General features: G+C 72.3%; 19 protein-coding genes. 1 reads left to right on the top strand and 18 read right to left on the bottom strand.

The genetic code is table 11. The features are described from left to right. Positions 1-45 precede the first annotated feature (45 nt). On the top strand, positions 46-2,340 hold the full coding sequence (gene hypF, locus LX83_RS01755; RefSeq protein WP_253766963.1) for a carbamoyltransferase HypF: 2,295 nt from the start codon (positions 46-48) through the stop codon (positions 2,338-2,340). Between the two features lie 21 nt (positions 2,341-2,361). Here the strand turns inward: hypF and LX83_RS01750 are convergent, their stop codons facing one another. The 18 genes from LX83_RS01750 to LX83_RS01665 form a co-directional block, all read right to left on the bottom strand. Beyond that, on the bottom strand, positions 2,362-2,508 hold the full coding sequence (locus LX83_RS01750; RefSeq protein WP_253766203.1) for a DUF6893 family small protein: 147 nt from the start codon (positions 2,506-2,508) through the stop codon (positions 2,362-2,364). Next, positions 2,505-3,311: a hydrogenase maturation protease gene (locus LX83_RS38270; RefSeq protein WP_308203889.1), complete on the bottom strand. Its 807-nt coding sequence runs from the start codon at positions 3,309-3,311 to the stop codon at positions 2,505-2,507. Before LX83_RS38270 ends, LX83_RS01750 begins: the two co-directional genes overlap by 4 nt. Then, positions 3,308-4,267, bottom strand: coding sequence for a hypothetical protein (locus LX83_RS01740; protein WP_253766201.1), 960 nt, complete (start codon positions 4,265-4,267; stop codon positions 3,308-3,310). The genes LX83_RS38270 and LX83_RS01740 overlap by 4 nt, the downstream gene beginning before the upstream one ends. Next, positions 4,255-4,947 carry a DUF6084 family protein gene (locus tag LX83_RS01735; RefSeq protein WP_253766199.1) on the bottom strand — a complete coding sequence of 231 codons (693 nt, stop codon included), beginning with the start codon at positions 4,945-4,947 and terminating at the stop codon, positions 4,255-4,257. Before LX83_RS01735 ends, LX83_RS01740 begins: the two co-directional genes overlap by 13 nt. After that, positions 4,944-5,153 (bottom strand): hypothetical protein, encoded by a 210-nt coding sequence (locus LX83_RS01730; RefSeq protein WP_253766197.1) that lies wholly within the window; start codon positions 5,151-5,153, stop codon positions 4,944-4,946. The genes LX83_RS01735 and LX83_RS01730 overlap by 4 nt, the downstream gene beginning before the upstream one ends. Beyond that, on the bottom strand, positions 5,150-5,773 hold the full coding sequence (locus tag LX83_RS01725) for a DUF5947 family protein (protein WP_253766195.1): 624 nt from the start codon (positions 5,771-5,773) through the stop codon (positions 5,150-5,152). The genes LX83_RS01730 and LX83_RS01725 overlap by 4 nt, the downstream gene beginning before the upstream one ends. A 4-nt stretch (positions 5,774-5,777) precedes the next feature. Further along, positions 5,778-6,311: a NifU family protein gene (locus LX83_RS01720; protein ID WP_253766193.1), complete on the bottom strand. Its 534-nt coding sequence runs from the start codon at positions 6,309-6,311 to the stop codon at positions 5,778-5,780. Further along, positions 6,308-8,128, bottom strand: a complete 1,821-nt coding sequence (locus tag LX83_RS01715) for a nickel-dependent hydrogenase large subunit (RefSeq protein ID WP_253766191.1) — start codon at positions 8,126-8,128, stop codon at positions 6,308-6,310. Before LX83_RS01715 ends, LX83_RS01720 begins: the two co-directional genes overlap by 4 nt. A gap of 18 nt (positions 8,129-8,146) precedes the next feature. Then, a complete protein-coding gene (locus LX83_RS01710; protein WP_253766190.1) occupies positions 8,147-9,193 on the bottom strand; it encodes an NADH-quinone oxidoreductase subunit B family protein in 1,047 nt (348 codons plus the stop codon). Positions 9,194-9,225: 32 nt separating this feature from the next. After that, a complete protein-coding gene (hypB, locus tag LX83_RS01705) occupies positions 9,226-10,131 on the bottom strand; it encodes a hydrogenase nickel incorporation protein HypB (protein WP_301327404.1) in 906 nt (301 codons plus the stop codon). A gap of 3 nt (positions 10,132-10,134) precedes the next feature. After that, entirely contained in the window at positions 10,135-10,464 is a 330-nt protein-coding gene (locus tag LX83_RS01700; protein ID WP_253766188.1) for a hydrogenase maturation nickel metallochaperone HypA/HybF, read from the bottom strand. A gap of 7 nt (positions 10,465-10,471) precedes the next feature. After that, positions 10,472-11,551: a hydrogenase expression/formation protein HypE gene (gene hypE, locus LX83_RS01695; protein ID WP_308203903.1), complete on the bottom strand. Its 1,080-nt coding sequence runs from the start codon at positions 11,549-11,551 to the stop codon at positions 10,472-10,474. A 2-nt stretch (positions 11,552-11,553) separates the two neighbouring features. Further along, a complete protein-coding gene (gene hypD, locus LX83_RS01690; protein ID WP_253766186.1) occupies positions 11,554-12,681 on the bottom strand; it encodes a hydrogenase formation protein HypD in 1,128 nt (375 codons plus the stop codon). Positions 12,682-12,692: 11 nt separating this feature from the next. Then, entirely contained in the window at positions 12,693-12,965 is a 273-nt protein-coding gene (locus tag LX83_RS01685; RefSeq protein WP_253766955.1) for a HypC/HybG/HupF family hydrogenase formation chaperone, read from the bottom strand. A 4-nt stretch (positions 12,966-12,969) separates the two neighbouring features. Beyond that, the gene (locus LX83_RS01680; protein WP_253766184.1) at positions 12,970-13,677 is read right to left on the bottom strand and encodes a D-sedoheptulose-7-phosphate isomerase; all 708 of its coding nucleotides are present in this window, start codon (positions 13,675-13,677) and stop codon (positions 12,970-12,972) included. 7 nt (positions 13,678-13,684) lie between these two features. Further along, positions 13,685-13,906 (bottom strand): HypC/HybG/HupF family hydrogenase formation chaperone, encoded by a 222-nt coding sequence (locus LX83_RS01675; protein WP_253766182.1) that lies wholly within the window; start codon positions 13,904-13,906, stop codon positions 13,685-13,687. Beyond that, positions 13,903-14,520: a D-sedoheptulose-7-phosphate isomerase gene (locus tag LX83_RS01670; protein WP_253766180.1), complete on the bottom strand. Its 618-nt coding sequence runs from the start codon at positions 14,518-14,520 to the stop codon at positions 13,903-13,905. Before LX83_RS01670 ends, LX83_RS01675 begins: the two co-directional genes overlap by 4 nt. 128 nt (positions 14,521-14,648) lie before the next feature. Next, on the bottom strand, positions 14,649-15,791 hold the full coding sequence (locus LX83_RS01665; protein WP_253766178.1) for an FAD-dependent oxidoreductase: 1,143 nt from the start codon (positions 15,789-15,791) through the stop codon (positions 14,649-14,651). Positions 15,792-15,872 lie beyond the last annotated feature (81 nt).

The raw sequence follows: 15,872 nt of genomic DNA, 5'->3' as shown, positions 1-15,872 counted from the left end.
TCACGGTCCATCGTGGACACTCAGCGGGTGCGGCAGTGCGTCCGGATGAGCGTGCGCGTGGCGGGAACCGTGCAGGGGGTGGGATTCCGGCCGTTCGTGCACGGGCTGGCCACCAGGCTGGGGCTGGCCGGCCACGTCGGCAACGACTCCGCCGGGGTGTTCCTGGAGGTCGAGGGGGAGTCGCCGGCCGTGCGGGACTTCCTCCTCGCCCTGCGGCGGGACGCCCCACCGCTGGCCCTGGTCGACGAGGTGACGGCCAGGGAGATCGCCCCGGTGGGCGGGGGCGGGTTCACCATCGTGGCCAGCCGCGCGCACCCCCGCGCCGGCACCGCCGTGTCCGCCGACAGCGCCACGTGCGCGGACTGCCTGCGGGAACTGTTCGACCCGACCGACCGCCGCTACCGCTACCCGTTCGTCAACTGCGTGAACTGCGGGCCGCGCTTCACCATCGTGCGCGGCGTCCCCTACGACCGCCGGCTGACCACCATGGCCGGCTTCGCCATGTGCGCCGACTGCGCCCGCGAGTACGCCGACCCGGCGGACCGCCGGTTCCACGCCCAGCCGGTGTGCTGCCCGGCGTGCGGGCCACGGCTGCGGCTGGTCGACCCCACCGGCACGGCGATCGGCCCGGCCCTGGAGTCCACTGTGGAACTCATCAGGGCCGGCCTGGTGGTGGCGGTCAAGGGCCTGGGCGGGTACCACCTCGCGGTGGACGCCGGCCAGCCGGACGCGGTCGCCCGGCTGCGGCGGCGCAAGCACCGGGCGGACAAGCCCTTCGCGCTGATGGTGCCGGACCTGGCCGCGGCCGAGCGGCTGTGCGCGGTGGACCCGACCGCGCGACGCCTGCTCACCGGACACCGCCGGCCCATCGTGCTGCTGCCCAGGCGGTGCCCGGCCGACGGGACCGGGGGAACCGGGGTGGCCGAGCAGGTGGCGCCCGGCAGCCACTGGCTGGGCCTGCTGCTGCCCTACACCCCGCTGCACCACCTGCTGCTCGCGGATTTGGCCCGACCGATCGTGCTGACCAGCGCCAACGTGTCCGACGAGCCGATCGTCTACCGCGACGAGGACGCGCTGCACCGGTTGACCGGGATCGCCGACGCGGTGCTCACCCACGACCGCCCGATCCACGTCCGGGCCGACGACTCGGTGGTGCGGCCGGCGCGCGGCGGCGCGCAGGTGCTGCGCCGCGCCCGGGGCTACGCGCCGGAACCCCTGTCCGTGCCGGTGGAGTTCCCCCGACCGGTGCTGGCCTGCGGGGCGGAGCTGAAGAACACGTTCTGCCTTGGCACCGCGCGCCAGGCGGTGCTCGCACCGCACCTGGGCGATCTGACCGAGTACCGCACGTGGCGGTCCTTTGTGGACGGTATTGGGCACCTGACCCGGCTGACCGGCGTCCGGCCCGAGGTCCTGGCCCACGACCTGCACCCGGACTACCTGTCCACCCGCTACGCCCGCGACCGGACGGGGGTGGCGCTGGTCGGCGTGCAGCACCACCACGCGCACATCGCGGCCTGCCTGGCCGACAACCACGAGACCGGCCCGGTGCTGGGGGTGGCCTTCGACGGCCTCGGCTACGGCGTGGACGGCACGATCTGGGGTGGTGAGTTCCTGCTCGCCGACCTCACCGGGTTCCAGCGGCTCGCCCACCTGGCCCCGGTGCCGATGCCCGGGGGACCGGCCGCGGTCCGGCAGCCGTGGCGGATGGCCGCCGCCTACCTCGACGCCGCCTACCGCGACGCCGCCGGTGGCGTGCCCGAGGACCTGGCGGTGCTGCGGCGCAACGCCGCCCGCTGGCACCAGGTGACCGCGCTGGCCAGAACCGGCACCAACGCGCCGGCCACCACCAGCGCCGGGCGGCTGTTCGACGCGGTGGCCGCCCTGCTCGGCCGGTGCGACGCGGTCAGCTACGAGGGGCAGGCCGCGATCGCGTTGGAACACCACGCCGATCCCGCCGAGCGGGGCCGGTACCACGCGGCGATCTCCACCGGGCAGCCGGCCGTGGTGTCCGGTGTGGACCTGGTGCGGGCGTGCGCCGAGGACCTGCGGGCCGGGGTCGCCGGCCCGGTGATCGCCGCCCGCTTCCACAACGGGGTCGCCGACGCGGTCGTGCGGGTGTGCGTCCGGCTGCGCGAGCTGACCGGGCAGCACGCGGTCGCGCTGTCCGGTGGCGTGTTCCAGAACCAGCCGCTGGTGGAGCGGGTGGTCAGCGGCCTGACCGGGCTCGGGTTCCGCGTGCTGACCCACGTCCGGGTGCCGCCCAACGACGGCGGGGTGAGCCTGGGCCAGGCGGTGGTGGCCGCCGCGCGGGACCGCGCCGGCCTGGTCCGGTCCGACTGAGCGCGTGCGGGCCGGCGGCCGCTACATCGTCTCGATCTTGAGGTAGCGCCGGATCGACGGCAGTTCCCTGACGAACACGACGAACACGACGAGTACGACCACGGCCGTGGCGATGGCCAGGCCGGTGCCGAACGTGAACACTCCACTGTGGACGCGCGTGGTCCTCACCCGTGGTCACCTCGATTGGTCGGGCCGGCGCTCTCGGCGGGCGGCACACCCAGTTCGTCGAGCAGTTCGCTGAGCAGGGTCACGGCCGAGGGCACGGCGGCGCGCACCGGTTCGCTGAGTTCCACCAGCACGGTCGGGTCGTCCGGATCCGGGTGGTGCGCGGGCTCGCAGGCCACCAGCAGCACGCGCTCCGGCAGCGGGCCGTGCCGCCGGGCCTGCCGCAGCACCGAGACCGGGTCCATGCCGTGCGCGTCCACCGATCCCGGCTCCTGGTCGAGGGTGGGCTCGACGAGGGACACCGTGCCGGGGCGCTCCCCCCGGGGCGCGGCGTCGACCAGCACGGCCGCCTGGTAGCCGGCGGTGAGCGCGTACACCAGGTCCATGCCGCGGATGCCGAAGTCGACCACGTCCACCCCGGCGCGCTGCGGGAGCCGCCGCAGCTGGGTGACGACCTCGACACCGAACCCGTCATCACCCAGGAAGACGTTGCCGATGCCGGCGACCAGCACCCGAATCGGCGCCGGCTCGTCGGGACAGTCCACCGGTTCGACCTCGTCCACGCCGAAGAAGTAGCGCTGGCCGATCCGGGCGGACAGGTCGCGCCCCGGGTCGGCGGCCAGCGTCACGACCAGGTGCACGCGGCCGTCGAGATCCTCCTCGACGGCGTCCACCACCGCGATCTGGTCGCGCAGGGCCAGATCGAGGATGTCGGCGCGGCGCCCCGGCCGCAGCCGCACCCGGCTGCCCCGGCGCAGCCGGCGTCCGGCCACGACCACCGCCGGCTGGCTGGCGTCACTGGTCACCAGGTCTCCTTCGCGACGTCGCGGAGCGTGCCGTGCAGCGCCCACACCTGGTCCTCGGTCAGCGCGGCGCACCGGTCCAGGATCTCCCTGGCCCTCGGGTCGGCCGCGGCCATCTCCCGCTGCTCGGCCTCGGTCATGCTCAGCACGCTGAGCACGAGCAGCCGGTCGATCTCGGTGGCGTCGAACAGGTCGCCGGGGCTCTCCGGGGACACCCGGGGCCAGTCGTAGAGCACGATCGGCGCGGCCAGCACGGTGTGCCGCTCACCCGGCTCACCGACCAGCACCGGCCACAGCCCGGCGTGCGTGCACCGCTCGGCCTCGGACCGCCACCGGCCCGGCGGGTCCATCGCGGACACGAACTGTCCATCCCGGACGGTGACGGCGGTGTGCGCCGAGACCAGGGCGCCGGCGCTGGTCCCGGCCCCGACCCGGGTGGTGTTGCGCAGCCGCACGGTGAGCCGGTGCAGGCCGGCGGCGCGCTGCTCGGCGGCGAGTTCGACGACCCCGTCCAGTCGGCCCCAGCTGCGCCGCAGCACGCCCCTGGGCTCGCCGGGCACCGCCTCGTCGCAGCCGCCCGCGTCGACGGTGAACGGGACGCGCCGCACCGCGCCGAGGTCGGCCAGCGCAAACGGGCCCAGCACGACCTCCCGCTCGGTCGCCTCCTCCCAGGACTGGTGCAGCTGGTCGCCGACGCGCAGTTCGTCCACGGCGTGCCCGTCCAGCAGCACCTGCCGCCGCAGCACGTGCAGGAACCGCACCCGCACCACGACACCGGCGCGGCCGCCGGCGTTGTCCACCAGCAGTTGGGTGTGCGCCTCGCCGGGTACCGCCTCGGTGGCCGGCGCGAGGGTGCCGATGGTCCAGCGCCGCCGGTTCTTCAGCGCGGACCGGCGGTACGGCCACAACAGGTAGCCCTCGTAGAGCACGGCGCGGGCGAGCGCGCTCACCGCGTCCATCCGGGTGCTCCCTCCCGCGCGCCGAGCACCAGCGCGTCCACCGTGCTGTCCCAGGACGGCAGCGCGTGCGCGGCCCGGTAGGCGGCCAGCCGGTCGAAGGTGTCCGGCCCGAGCCGGATCCACCGCGAGGTCCCGTAGTAGCGCTCGACGAGCCGCCGCCACACGCCGACCGGGAAGGCCGTGCTGGCCTGCTGGTGCCACGGCAGCTGGGCCGCACGCAGCCCGCCGTCCACAGTGGAGTGGAACACGGTGCCGCTGAAGGACAGCTCCAGCACGACGTCCCCGTCCCGGACGGCGTGCAGGTACTTGGTGGTGGCCAGCTCGAAGTCCGAGGAACAGGCGAGCGCCACGGTCACCAGGGTGCTGTCGGTGAACGCCGGCACCACCGCGGTCGACCGGTGCCAGACCAGCGAGCGCAGCGTCCGGTCCCACAGCTCCGGCGCCCCGAACAGCTCGACCAGCCGCCGCTGGGTGGGCTCGTCGTAGCCCCGGCGGGCCGCGGCGATCGCGACGGCGGTGTGCAGCAGCACGGACTGGACCGGCCCACCGCTCATCCGCTCCACGCGCACCCGAACGTCCAGTGTGGGCACGGCCGCGAACGCCTGCGCCACCACGTCGACCACGGTGAACGCCAGGTCGGGCGCTGCGGCCCGGTCAGCGGACCGGTTCGCGGTGCTCACGGCGGTGAGAGGTTGGGCATGGTCGGCAGGATCGGGTCGCGCCGCTTGGCGTTGATCCCGGTGGACCGCGCCGCGGTGGATCTGCCGTCGGGCAGGTGTCCTGGCTGGCGCTCGTAGTTCCCGGTGCTGTTGCCCTCGGGCACGCCCCTGGTGTGCGCGGGCTTGTCCGGTGTCACGTCGGGCCTGCCGACGCTCAACTCACTCATCGCACCTCCTCCAGTTCCGCGAAGAACGCGCTGATCCGGTGCCACACCTCGGTGCCGCCGGCGAACCCCGTCCAGTGCGCGCGCAGCAGCGCGGTCAGCCGGTAGCACTCGTCCAGCGGCAGCAGCCAGTGGTCGGCCGCGCCCCGCGACCGGTTGACCACCAGCGCCTCCACATCGCTGTGCTGGCCGCGCAGCACCGGGTTGGCCGCCACCAGCCGCTGCCAGCTGTCCGCCGGCACGGTGGCGCGCAGCGCCCCGGCCGCACTGGGATAGCGGGCGACCACCTCGTCGCACCGGCTGTCGTGGGTGAAGAAGGCCAACGCCACCGGCACGCCCAGACCGGCCCACAGCGCGTTGTCCAGCCGCAGCCCGGCCAGCCTGACCCGCCGGCGCGGCAGCAGCCGGTAGTGGCGGCCCCCGGCCGCCTGGTCGTCGAACAGCACCGCGCACGCGCCGCACGCGCACAGCAGCGCGTCGCCGGGCAGGTCCAGCAGGTGGCGGTGGTCCGGGGCGAGCACGGCGCCGCACAGGTCGCAGCGCTGCTGTCCGGCGTCGGGCGCGGTGGCCGCCCGGCTGCCGGCGAGCCGGCCCAGCCGAGGGGAGGACAGCGCGGGCAGCACGGGCTCAGCCGTCCCGCCGCGCCGCCGGGCGCAGCAGCTCGGCCACGGGGACCAGCACCGGTTCGGCACGGGGGGCCACCGTCTCCACCCGCCCCACCTCCGGCGCGACCCGCAGCACCGCGTCCTCCACAGTGGACGCCAGCGCGTGGCCGGTCGAGGCGCAGCCGGAGGTGGTGAGCCGCACGGTGACCACGTCCGGCCGGACCTCGACCAGCTCCACCACCGCGCCCCGCGCGCGCAGTTCGGCGTTGAGTTCCCCGACCACCCGGCGCACCCGCGTCTCCACCGGGTCGGGGTGCAGTTCGTGCACCAGCAGCAGGTGTTCCAGCAACTCGTCACCGGTCAGCTCGGCGCCGAACCCGGCCCGGGCGGCCAGCGCCACCACCCGGGCCAGTGCCTCGCCGTAGAGGTCGACCAGGGCCTGGACCGCCTGCGCGGCGATTCGGCCGGCCGGCGTGTCCTGGTGCTCGCCCACCTGCGTGAGCAGTTGCTCCACCTGGCCGACGTGCGCGCGCAGGCGCTGCGCGTCCCAGGTCACCGGACCAGTCCTCCGGTGCCGAACGAGGTGGTGGAGTGAGTCTGCCGCAGCGTGTGCCCGCCGCCCAGGTACATGTGCACGCCGCAGGGCAGGCACGGGTCGAAGCTGCGCACGGTGCGCATGATGTCGATGCCCTTGAAGTTCTCCTTGGTGTTCTCCTCGAAGATGGGCTGGCCCTGCACCGCGTCCTCGTAGGGGCCGGGTGTGCCGTAGGAGTCGCGCGGGCTGGCGTTCCACGGCGTCGGCGGGTACGGCTGGTAGTTGGCGATCTTGCCGTCCCGCACCACCAGGTGGTGCGACAGCACCCCGCGCACCGCCTCGTGGAAGCCCACCCCGATGGCCTCGTCCGGCACGTCGAAGTTGGTGAAGACCCTGGTGTTGCCGGCGCGCACCTCGGCGAGCGCCATGTCCACGAAGTGCAGGGCCATGCCGGCCGCGTAGGCGACGAAGTACATCCGGGCCCGGTCCCGCTCGATGGTGTTGGCGTACGCCGGGGGCCGCCACTCCAGGTTCATCTCCGGGGTGGCCGGTGTCCTCGGCAGGTCGATGCGCACGCTGTGCCCGGTGGACCGGACGTAGGGCGTGTTGACCAGGCCGGCCAGTGCCGTGCTCCACAGCCGGGCCAGCGGGCCGCCGCCGGTGTCCAGCGCGAGGTGGTCGCCGGTGCGCCTGTCGTACCAGCGCGGGCTGGTGACCCAGCTGTACCTGCCGCCGTCCAGGTCCCGCTTCTGCGGCCGCGGAATGGTGGTCTGGTTCCACGGGTGGCGCTGGTCGACGGGGTTGCCCAGCGGGTCGTGGGTGACGAAGGTCTCCTCGTCGGCCCAGTCCTGGTAGTAGGAACTGCCCAACAGGACGCGCATGCCGAGGTTGATGTCCACCAGGTCGGTGGTGACCAGCTCACCGTCCACGACGATGCCCGGGGTGACGAACATCGACCGGCCCCAGTCGGTCATGTGCCGGTAGTCGTAGTCGACCACGTTGGGGTTCTGGAAGCAGCCCCAGCAGCCGAGCAGCGTGCGCCGCCGGCCCACCTGGTCGTAGCCGGGCAGCGCGTCCAGGAAGAAGTCGAAGATGTCGTCGTTCATGGCGACGGCGCGCTTGATGAAGTCCAGGCACCGGGTCAGCCGCACCAGGTAGTCGGTGAACACCTGGGTGGTGGGCACGGTACCCACCCCACCCGGGTACAAAGTGGACGGATGTACGTGCCTGCCCTCCATCAGGCAGCACATCTCCCGGGTGACCCGGCTCATCACCAGCGCCTGCTTGTAGGTCTCGCCCTCGAACGGGTTGAACGAGCGCATGATGTCGGCGATGGTGCGGAAGCCGTGCGTGTCGCCGCGGGGCGCGCCGGTCTTCTCGGCCACCGCGAGCAGGCTCGGGTTGGTCTCGGCCACCATGCGCTCGCAGAAGTCCACGAACACCAGGTTGTCCTGGAAGATCGTGTGGTCGAACATGAACTCGGCGGCCTCACCGAGGTTGATGATCCAGTCGGCCAGCGGCGGCGGCTTGATGCCGTAGGCCATGTTCTGCGCGTACACCGAGCAGGTGGCGTGGTTGTCCCCGCAGATCCCGCAGATCCGGCTGGTGATGAAGTGCGCGTCCCTGGGGTCCTTGCCCTTCATGAACACGCTGTAGCCGCGGAAGATCGACGACGTGCTCCTGCACTCGACGACCTCGCGGCCGGCGAAGTCGATCTTGGTGTAGATGCCGAGGTTGCCGATGATCCGGGTGATCGGGTCGAACGCGACCTCGGTGAGTTCCCGTGGCTCGCGGGCGGCCTGCGTGGCGCCGGCCGTGGACTTGCGGGTGGTGGTCATCGTGCTCCTCGACTCCGCTCAGCTGTGCGGCCAGCGCGGCTGGTAACCGCTGGACAGCCTGGTGCGGTTGTGCCGCCACTTCGGTTCCCTGTTGGCGGTCCGGTTGGTCAGCGAGCGCAGCGCGCGGATGAACGGCCCGTAGACGCCGACGACCGCCGCGGACAGGTGGCTGCCCGGCGGCTGGTCCATGAACGGCATGAACTTGTCCGGGAAGCCGGGCATGGTGCAGCCGATGCAGATCCCGCCGACGTTGGGGCAGCCGCCGAGACCGTCCATCCACCCCCGCTTGGTCACGTTGCAGTTGACCACCGGGCCCCAGCAGCCGATCTTCACCTGGCACTTGGGCGAGTTGTAGTCCCTGGCGAAGTCGCCCTGCTCGTAGTAGCCGGCGCGGTCGCAGCCCTCGTGCACGGTCTTGCCGAACAGCCAGGTCGGCCGCAGCTGGTCGTCCAGCGGGATCGTGGGCGCCAGTCCGGCGGCCTGGTGCAGCACCCACAGCAGGGTTTCCATGAAGTTGTCCGGCTGCACCGGGCAGCCGGGCACGTTCACGATGGGCAGCCCGGCGGTGGAGCGGAAGTCCCAGCCGAGGTAGTCGGCCAGCCCCATGCACCCCGTCGGGTTACCCGCCATCGCGTGGATTCCGCCGTAGGTGGCGCAGGTGCCGATGGCGACCACCGCCCACGCCCTCGGCGCCAGCCGGTCGATCCACTGGTTCAGGGTGATGGGTTCACCGGTGTCCGGGTCGTTGCCCATCGAGGTCCAGTAGCCGTCGCCGTTGATCCGCTCGTTGGGGATCGAGCCCTCGACGACGAGGATGAACGGGCCGAGTTCGCCTCGGGCGGCGCGGTGGAACGGCTCGACGAAGCCGTCTCCGGTCTCGTAGGCGAGCACCTTGTTGTGCAGGTGCACCTTGGGCAGCCCGGGAATGGCGCCCATGAGCACGTCCTCCAGGCTGGGCAGCGACGCGGCGGTCACCGAGACCGTGTCACCGTCGCAGCTCATCCCCTCGGACGTCCACAGGATGTGGATCTCGTCCACTCTGGACGCTGTCGCCTCCGCGGTCATCGGCAGCCCCTTTGTCGTCTTCCCCCGTGCGCTCAGCCGGTGTTGACCTCGCCGGTGAGACTGCCAACAGGATGCGCCCGGCCGGGGCTTCGCGCAGCGCTCGTTCGGGTGCTCCGCAGCCAGCGGTACCAGATGTCCAGACCGTCCCCTGTGGACGCGGACAGCGCGATCACCTCCACGTGCGGGTTGGCCGTCCGGGTGTCGCGCAGGAACGCGTCCACGTCGAACTCGACGTGGGGGAGCAGGTCGATCTTGTTGAGCAGCACCAGGTCCGCGCCGGCGAACATGTGCGGGTACTTCAGCGGCTTGTCCGCGCCCTCGGTCACCGAGGTGACCACCACCCGGTGCCGCTCACCCAGGTCGAACAGGGCGGGGCAGACCAGGTTGCCGACGTTCTCCACGAACAGCAGCGCGCCCTCGGGCGGGTCCAGGGCGCGCACGCCGCTGGCGAGCAGTTCGGCGTCCAGGTGGCAGCCGGCGCCGGTGTTGATCTGCACCACGGGCGCGCCGGTGGCCCTGATCCGCTCGGCGTCCAGCCGGGTCTCCTGGTCGCCCTCGACCACGGCGAGGGGCAGCTGACCGGCGAGCGCGCGGATCGTGCGTTCGAGCAGCGTGGTCTTGCCGGCACCGGGTGAACTCATCACGTTGACCGCGACGATTCCCCGGTCGGCCAGCTCCCGCCGGTTGCGCTCGGCCAGCGCGTTGTTCTTGGCGAGCACGTCGTGCTCGATCCGCACGACCCGGCCGTCCTGCGCGGGCGGCTGGTCGCCGTGGTGGTGCTCGCCGTGGTCGTGCTCATGCGGGTGGTCGTGCTCGCCGCCGTGGTTGTGGTCGCCGCCGTGGTCGTGGTCGCCGTGGTGGTGATGGTCGTCGTGGGGCTGGTCGGACCGCCAGATCCGCGCCCCGGACCCCTCCGAGCAGCCGCAGGTCCCACACATCGCTCAGCACACCTCCACGGACGTGATTCGCAGTTGCCGTCCAGAGAGGACGGACACGTTGGCGCTGCCGCACGGGCAGAGCAGGATCGGGTCGGCCAGGTCGAACTCGTCGGCGCAGTCGTGGCAGCGAGCCCGCCCGCCCGGCTCGGTGATCTCCAGGCTGGCGCCCTCCAGACCGGTACCCCGGCAGACCAGCTCGAAGCAGAAGCGCACCGAGTGCGCGAGCACCCCGGAGAGCCGGCCGACCTCCAACCGCACCGCGGTGACCCGGGCGCCGGCCACCCGCTCGGTGATGGCGTGCACGATGTCCTGGGTGATGGCCAGCTCGTGCACGGCGCGCTCAGCAGATCCGCGGCAGCGGGTCGCCGACGAGCAGGTCGACGATCCGGGTGCCGCCGAAGGCGGTGTTGAGCAGCACCAGTCCGGGCGGGTCGGCGGCGATCCGCCCGATGACCGCGGCCTGCGCCCCCAGCGGGTGGGTGCGCAGCACCGCCAGCGCCTCGTCCGCGGCCGCGCCGTCCACCACCACGACGATCCGGCCCTCGCAGGCCACGTAGAGCGGGTCGATGCCGAGCAGTTCGCAGGCGCCGCGTACCGGTGCCTGCACCGGTACGGCGGCCTCGTCGACCAGCACGGCCACGTTGGCGGCCTCGGCGATCTCGTTGAGGATGGTGGCCACACCCCCGCGCGTGGCGTCGCGCAGCGCGCGCACCCCGGGCACGGCCGCGAGCAGGCCGGCGACCAGCTCGTGCACGGGTGCGGTGTCCGAGACCAGGTCGGCGTCGATGTCCAGCTCGCCGCGGGCCAGCATGATGGTCACCCCGTGCGCGCCGATCGGCCCGGACACCAGCACCGCGTCCCCCGGCCGCGCGGTGTCCACCCCCAACGCCACGTCGTGTTCCACCACGCCGATGCCGGCGGTGTTGATGTAGCACCCGTCGGCCTTGCCGCGCTGCACCACCTTGGTGTCGCCGGCGACGATGCGCACGCCAGCGGCGCGGGCGGCGGCGGCCATGGACGCCACGATCCCGGTGAGGTCGGCGATGGGAAAGCCCTCCTCCAGGATGAAGCCCGCGGTCAGGTGCAGCGGCCTGGCGCCGGACACCGCCAGGTCGTTCACGGTGCCGTTGACCGCCAGGTCACCGATGTTCCCGCCGGGGAAGAACAGCGGTGACACCACGAACGAGTCCGTGGTCAGCGCCAGCCGGCCGGCGTCCACCGGGAACACCGCGCCGTCCTCCAGCCGGTCCAGCAGTGGATTGCCCAGCGATGCCAGGAAAACCGCCTCGATCAGGTTCTTGGTGGCCTTGCCGCCGGACCCGTGCGCCAGGGTGACGCGCTCCTCGCGCACCCGCGCCGGCCGGCGCCGCACCTGGTCGATCCGGTCGAGCACGCGCTGCTCGCGCTCGGTCGGGGTGATGCTCACGCCCGGCTCACCTCCCGCACCCGCCGCCGGTCGAACCGGCCGAAGTTGTAGTACGCCGCGCACGCGCCCTCGGGCGAGACCATGCACGTGCCGATCGGGGTCTCCGGGGTGCAGGCGGTGCCGAACACCTTGCACTCCCACGGTTTGAGCACGCCCTTGAGCACCTCGCCGCACTGGCACGCCTTGGGATCGGCGACCCGCACGCCGGGCAGGTCGAACCGCCGCTCGGCGTCCAGCCCGGCGTAGCGGTCCCGCATCCGCATGGCCGAGTGCGAGATGAAGCCGAGGCCGCGCCACTCGAAGTACGGGCGCGGCTCCATGACCGCGTTGATCGCCCGCAGCGCCACCGGGTTGCCGTCCCAGGGCACCACCCGGGCGTACTGGTTCTCCACCTCGGCGCGGCCCTGGCGCAGCTGCCGCATCAGCAGGTAGATCGACTGGAGGATGTCCAGCGGCTCGAAGCCGGCCACCACCACGGGTTTGCCGTGGTCGCGGGCGATGAACTCGTACGGGCGGCAGCCGATCACCGTGGACACGTGGCCCGGTCCGAGGAAGCCGTCCAGCCGCAGGTCGGGGGAGTCCAGGATGGCCTTGATCGCCGGGATGATCGTCACGTGGTTGCAGAACACCGAGAAGTTGTCGATGCCCTCCTCGGCCGCGCGCAGCACGGTCATGGCCGTGGACGGCGCGGTGGTCTCGAACCCGATGGCCATGAACACCACGTGCAGGTCGGGGTGCTGCCTGGCGATCTTCAGCGAGTCCAGCGGTGAGTACACCATCCGGATGTTGGTGCCCGCCGCGTTGGAGTCGAAGAAGTTCCCGTCCGAACCGGGCACCCGCATCATGTCGCCGAAGGAGGTCATCAGCACACCGGGCTGGCGGGCGATGTGGATGGCGTCGTCCACCCGGCCCATCGGGATCACGCACACCGGGCAGCCGGGGCCGTGCACCAGGGTGATGTTGTCCGGGAGGTAGTCCTCCAGGCCGTGCTTGTAGATGGTGTGCGTGTGCCCGCCGCACACCTCCATGAACTTGTAGTGCCGGCCGGGCTCGCACAGTTTGCTGATCTTGGCGGCCAGCGCTCGCGCGGTGCTCGCGTCGCGGAACTCGTCGACGAAACGCATCTGCTCAGCCCCTAGTCGATGTCGGATTCCCGCAGTGCGGCCACCTCGTCCACATAGGACTGACCGATGTCCTCCAGGAACTCCATGGCCGCCGCGGCCTCGTCCTCGTCTATCTTGGACAGTGCGAAGCCGACGTGGATGAGGACCCAGTCACCCGGCAGGGGTGGGTCGTCGGCGAGCAGCCCGATGTTGATCGCCCGCTTCACCCCGCTGACCGCCACGGTCGCCAGGTCGGGCCGGTCCTGCCGGATCTCGATGATCTCACCGGGTATGCCGAGGCACATGCGATCACCCATTCCCGTCCGGGTGCGCCGCCACCGCACCGGAGGCCCCGGTGAGCGCGGCCACGGTGAGTTCCCACAGCACGTGGTAGATGGTGGTCTGGGCTTCCTGGACGCGGTGCACCGAGTCGGAGCGCACCACGAACAGGTGGTCGATGCTGTCCAGCTCGGCCATCTTCCCGCCGTCGTAGCCGGCGATGCCGACGGTCAACATCCCGCGCCGGCGTGCCTCGGCGAACGCGCGGAGCAGGTTCTCGGAGTTGCCACTGGTGGACAGCCCGACCGCGATGTCCCCGGCGCGGCCGAGCGCGGCGAGCTGCCGGGAGAACACCAGGTCGAACCCGACGTCGTTGGACAGCGCGGTGATGACCGCGATGTCGTTGGTGAGTCCGAACGCCGGCAGCGGGCGGAACCGGCCGGACGGGTTCAGGAACAGGCTGGCCAGCTCCTGCGCGTCGGTGGAGCTGCCGCCGTTGCCGAAGGCGAGCAGCCGACCGCCGGCGGCGAACCGGTGCGCCACGGCCGTGGCGCAGTCGAGCAGCCGGGCGCCGTCGCGGGCCAGCACGTCCTCGCGCAGCGCGGTGATCTCCCGCGTCTTGGCCACGATGGACCGGCACACCTCGTCCACAATGGACTCATCAGGCCGGTTGTCCCGGTAGAGGAACGGGTAGAGGGACCCGAACTCGGCGCCGTCGGCCGTGGTCTGGCTGGTCACCGCGGGCTCACCCCCGCACCACGGCGATGGCCTCGCCCGCGTGCACCAGGACCGTGTCGCCGACGGCCGCCGCCACCAGCGCGACACTCACCTCCAGCTCGCCGGCACCGGTGGCGACCACGGCCATGCCCCGGTCGAGCAGGCGCAGCACCGTGGCCTCCTCGGCCAGGTCGGCACAGGTGGCGCAGACACCGGTGGAACAGCGCCCACCGCCCTGCTGGCCGCTCACGCGACCGCACCCGACGCGAGCGGGTCCGGCCGTTCGAGGAAGACGTGCACCAGTTCCCACAGCAGGTGGTAGGTGGTGACGTGGACCTCCTTGACCACCCGGGGATCGGCCGAGTGCGCGGTGAGCACGTGGTCGGCCAGCCGCGCCGGCGCGGTGACCGGGTCGGCGCCGACCATCGCGACGGTCAGCATGCCCAGTTGCCTGGCGTGCGCCAGAGCGCGCACCACGTCGTCGTGGTTCCCGTTGCCCGCGAGGCCGAGCGCGATGTCGTGCGGTTCGGCGAGGAAGCGGAGCTGGTGGGTGAAGATCTCGGCGAAACCGGCCCGACTGGCCACCCCGGTCAGCGTCGCCACGTCCCCGGTGAGCGAGATCGCCGGCAGGGCGCGCTTTCCCACGATGACCGGGTGCACGAACTCCACGGCGACGTGCTGCGCGTCCGCGCACTGCTCACCGCTGCCGAAGACCACCAGTTTGCCGCCGTCGTGGAAGCGCGCGGCCATCGCCCGGCAGGCGTCGGCGATCTGGCCCGCCTGTTCGGCCAGGTGTTGGATGGGTGCGGTGCGCTGTCCGAAGAGGACGCGCACCGCACCGGCATCGGTCGACGCCCGCGCCATGCGATCACTTCCTTGCGGGTCGGAGCTGGATCGGCCCGACCGTAAGGCCGTCCAGCACAACCCACAATTTCGACAACTCGATCGGTTGACCTGGTTGCCTCGGAAGGCAGGCGAGCGCCGGCGGGCGCTCAGGACCGGACGCCGTCCGGACCGAAGTCGGGTACGTCGGCGGACAGCAGGTGTTCGGCGCCGTGTTCGAGGGCCTTGGCCGTCTCGGTGGAGCGGGGGAGCATGGTCTTCTCGTAGGTGCGGATGGCGTCGTCGACGGTGGCCGCGTTCGCGAGGGCGAGGGCGAGTTCGCTGGCGTCGAGCATGGCGAGGTTGACGCCGACGCCCAGCGGCGGCATGAGGTGGGCGGCGTCGCCGAGCAGGGTCACCGTCGGGTTGTGCTCCCAGGTGTGCGGGACGGGGAGCGCGAAGATCGGCCGGTCGACGTAGGGGCCGTCGTTGTCGGTGATCAGCTGGCGCATGCGCGGCGACCAGTGGGCGTACTCGTCGAGCAGCAGCGCGCGGATGCCGTCGGTGTCGTCGACGCGCAGGCCGCTCGCGCTGATCCAGTCGACCGGCACTTTCTGGATGATGTAGACGCGGATGTGGTTTCCGCTGTTGCGTTGGGCGAACAGGCCGCGGTCGCCGTCGGCCGCGGCGGCGCTGCCCGGGCCGACCAGTTCGGCGATGTCGGGGTGCCGGTTCTCGACGTCGGAGAACCAGGCTTCCAGGAAGCTCACCCCGGTGTGCTCGGGGACGGCGGGGGACACGGCCGGGCGCACCCGGGAGAAGGCGCCGTCGGCACCGATGACCAGATCGGTCTCGACGGTCGTGCCGTCGGCGAAGTGCAGCTGCCGTGGCCCCTCGGCCGGCCCGCCGACCACGGTGAGCGCGCGGCCCCAGTGCACCGTTCCCGGCCGCAGGGAGTCGAGCAGCAGGGTGCGCAGCTGACCGCGGTCGATCTCCGGCTTGAAGAGTTCGTCGGGCGCCGGGACGTGGTGGGCGGTGATCGTGCCCGTCGGGTCCAGCTGGCGCATCTCCTGCCCCTCGGGGCGGGCCAGCCTGAAGAACTCGTCGAGCAGGCCGGCTTCCCGCAGGGCGATCTGGCCGTTGTCGGCGTGCAGGTCGAGGGTGCCGCCCTGGTCGCGCGCGTCGGGGCCGGGGTCGCGGTCGTAGACCGTCACCGCCATCCCGTGCTGCTGCAGGATGCGGGCGCAGGTCAGGCCGCCGGGGCCGGCACCGATGACGCTGATTCTGGCGCGGGCGGGTGCGGGGGAGTTCATGGGTGTTCCTCGCGATCGACGGGGTGTGCCGCTCGGGCACGGACATCCCCAGCAAAGCAGAGCGAGTTCAAAAGTGCAATG

Origin of the sequence: Goodfellowiella coeruleoviolacea, assembly GCF_024171785.1 — a bacterium.
GTDB classification, from domain to species: Bacteria; Actinomycetota; Actinomycetes; order Mycobacteriales; family Pseudonocardiaceae; genus Goodfellowiella; species Goodfellowiella coeruleoviolacea.
Note: the sequence above shows the minus strand (reverse complement) of the source record. Positions and strands in the feature narration are given on the sequence as shown.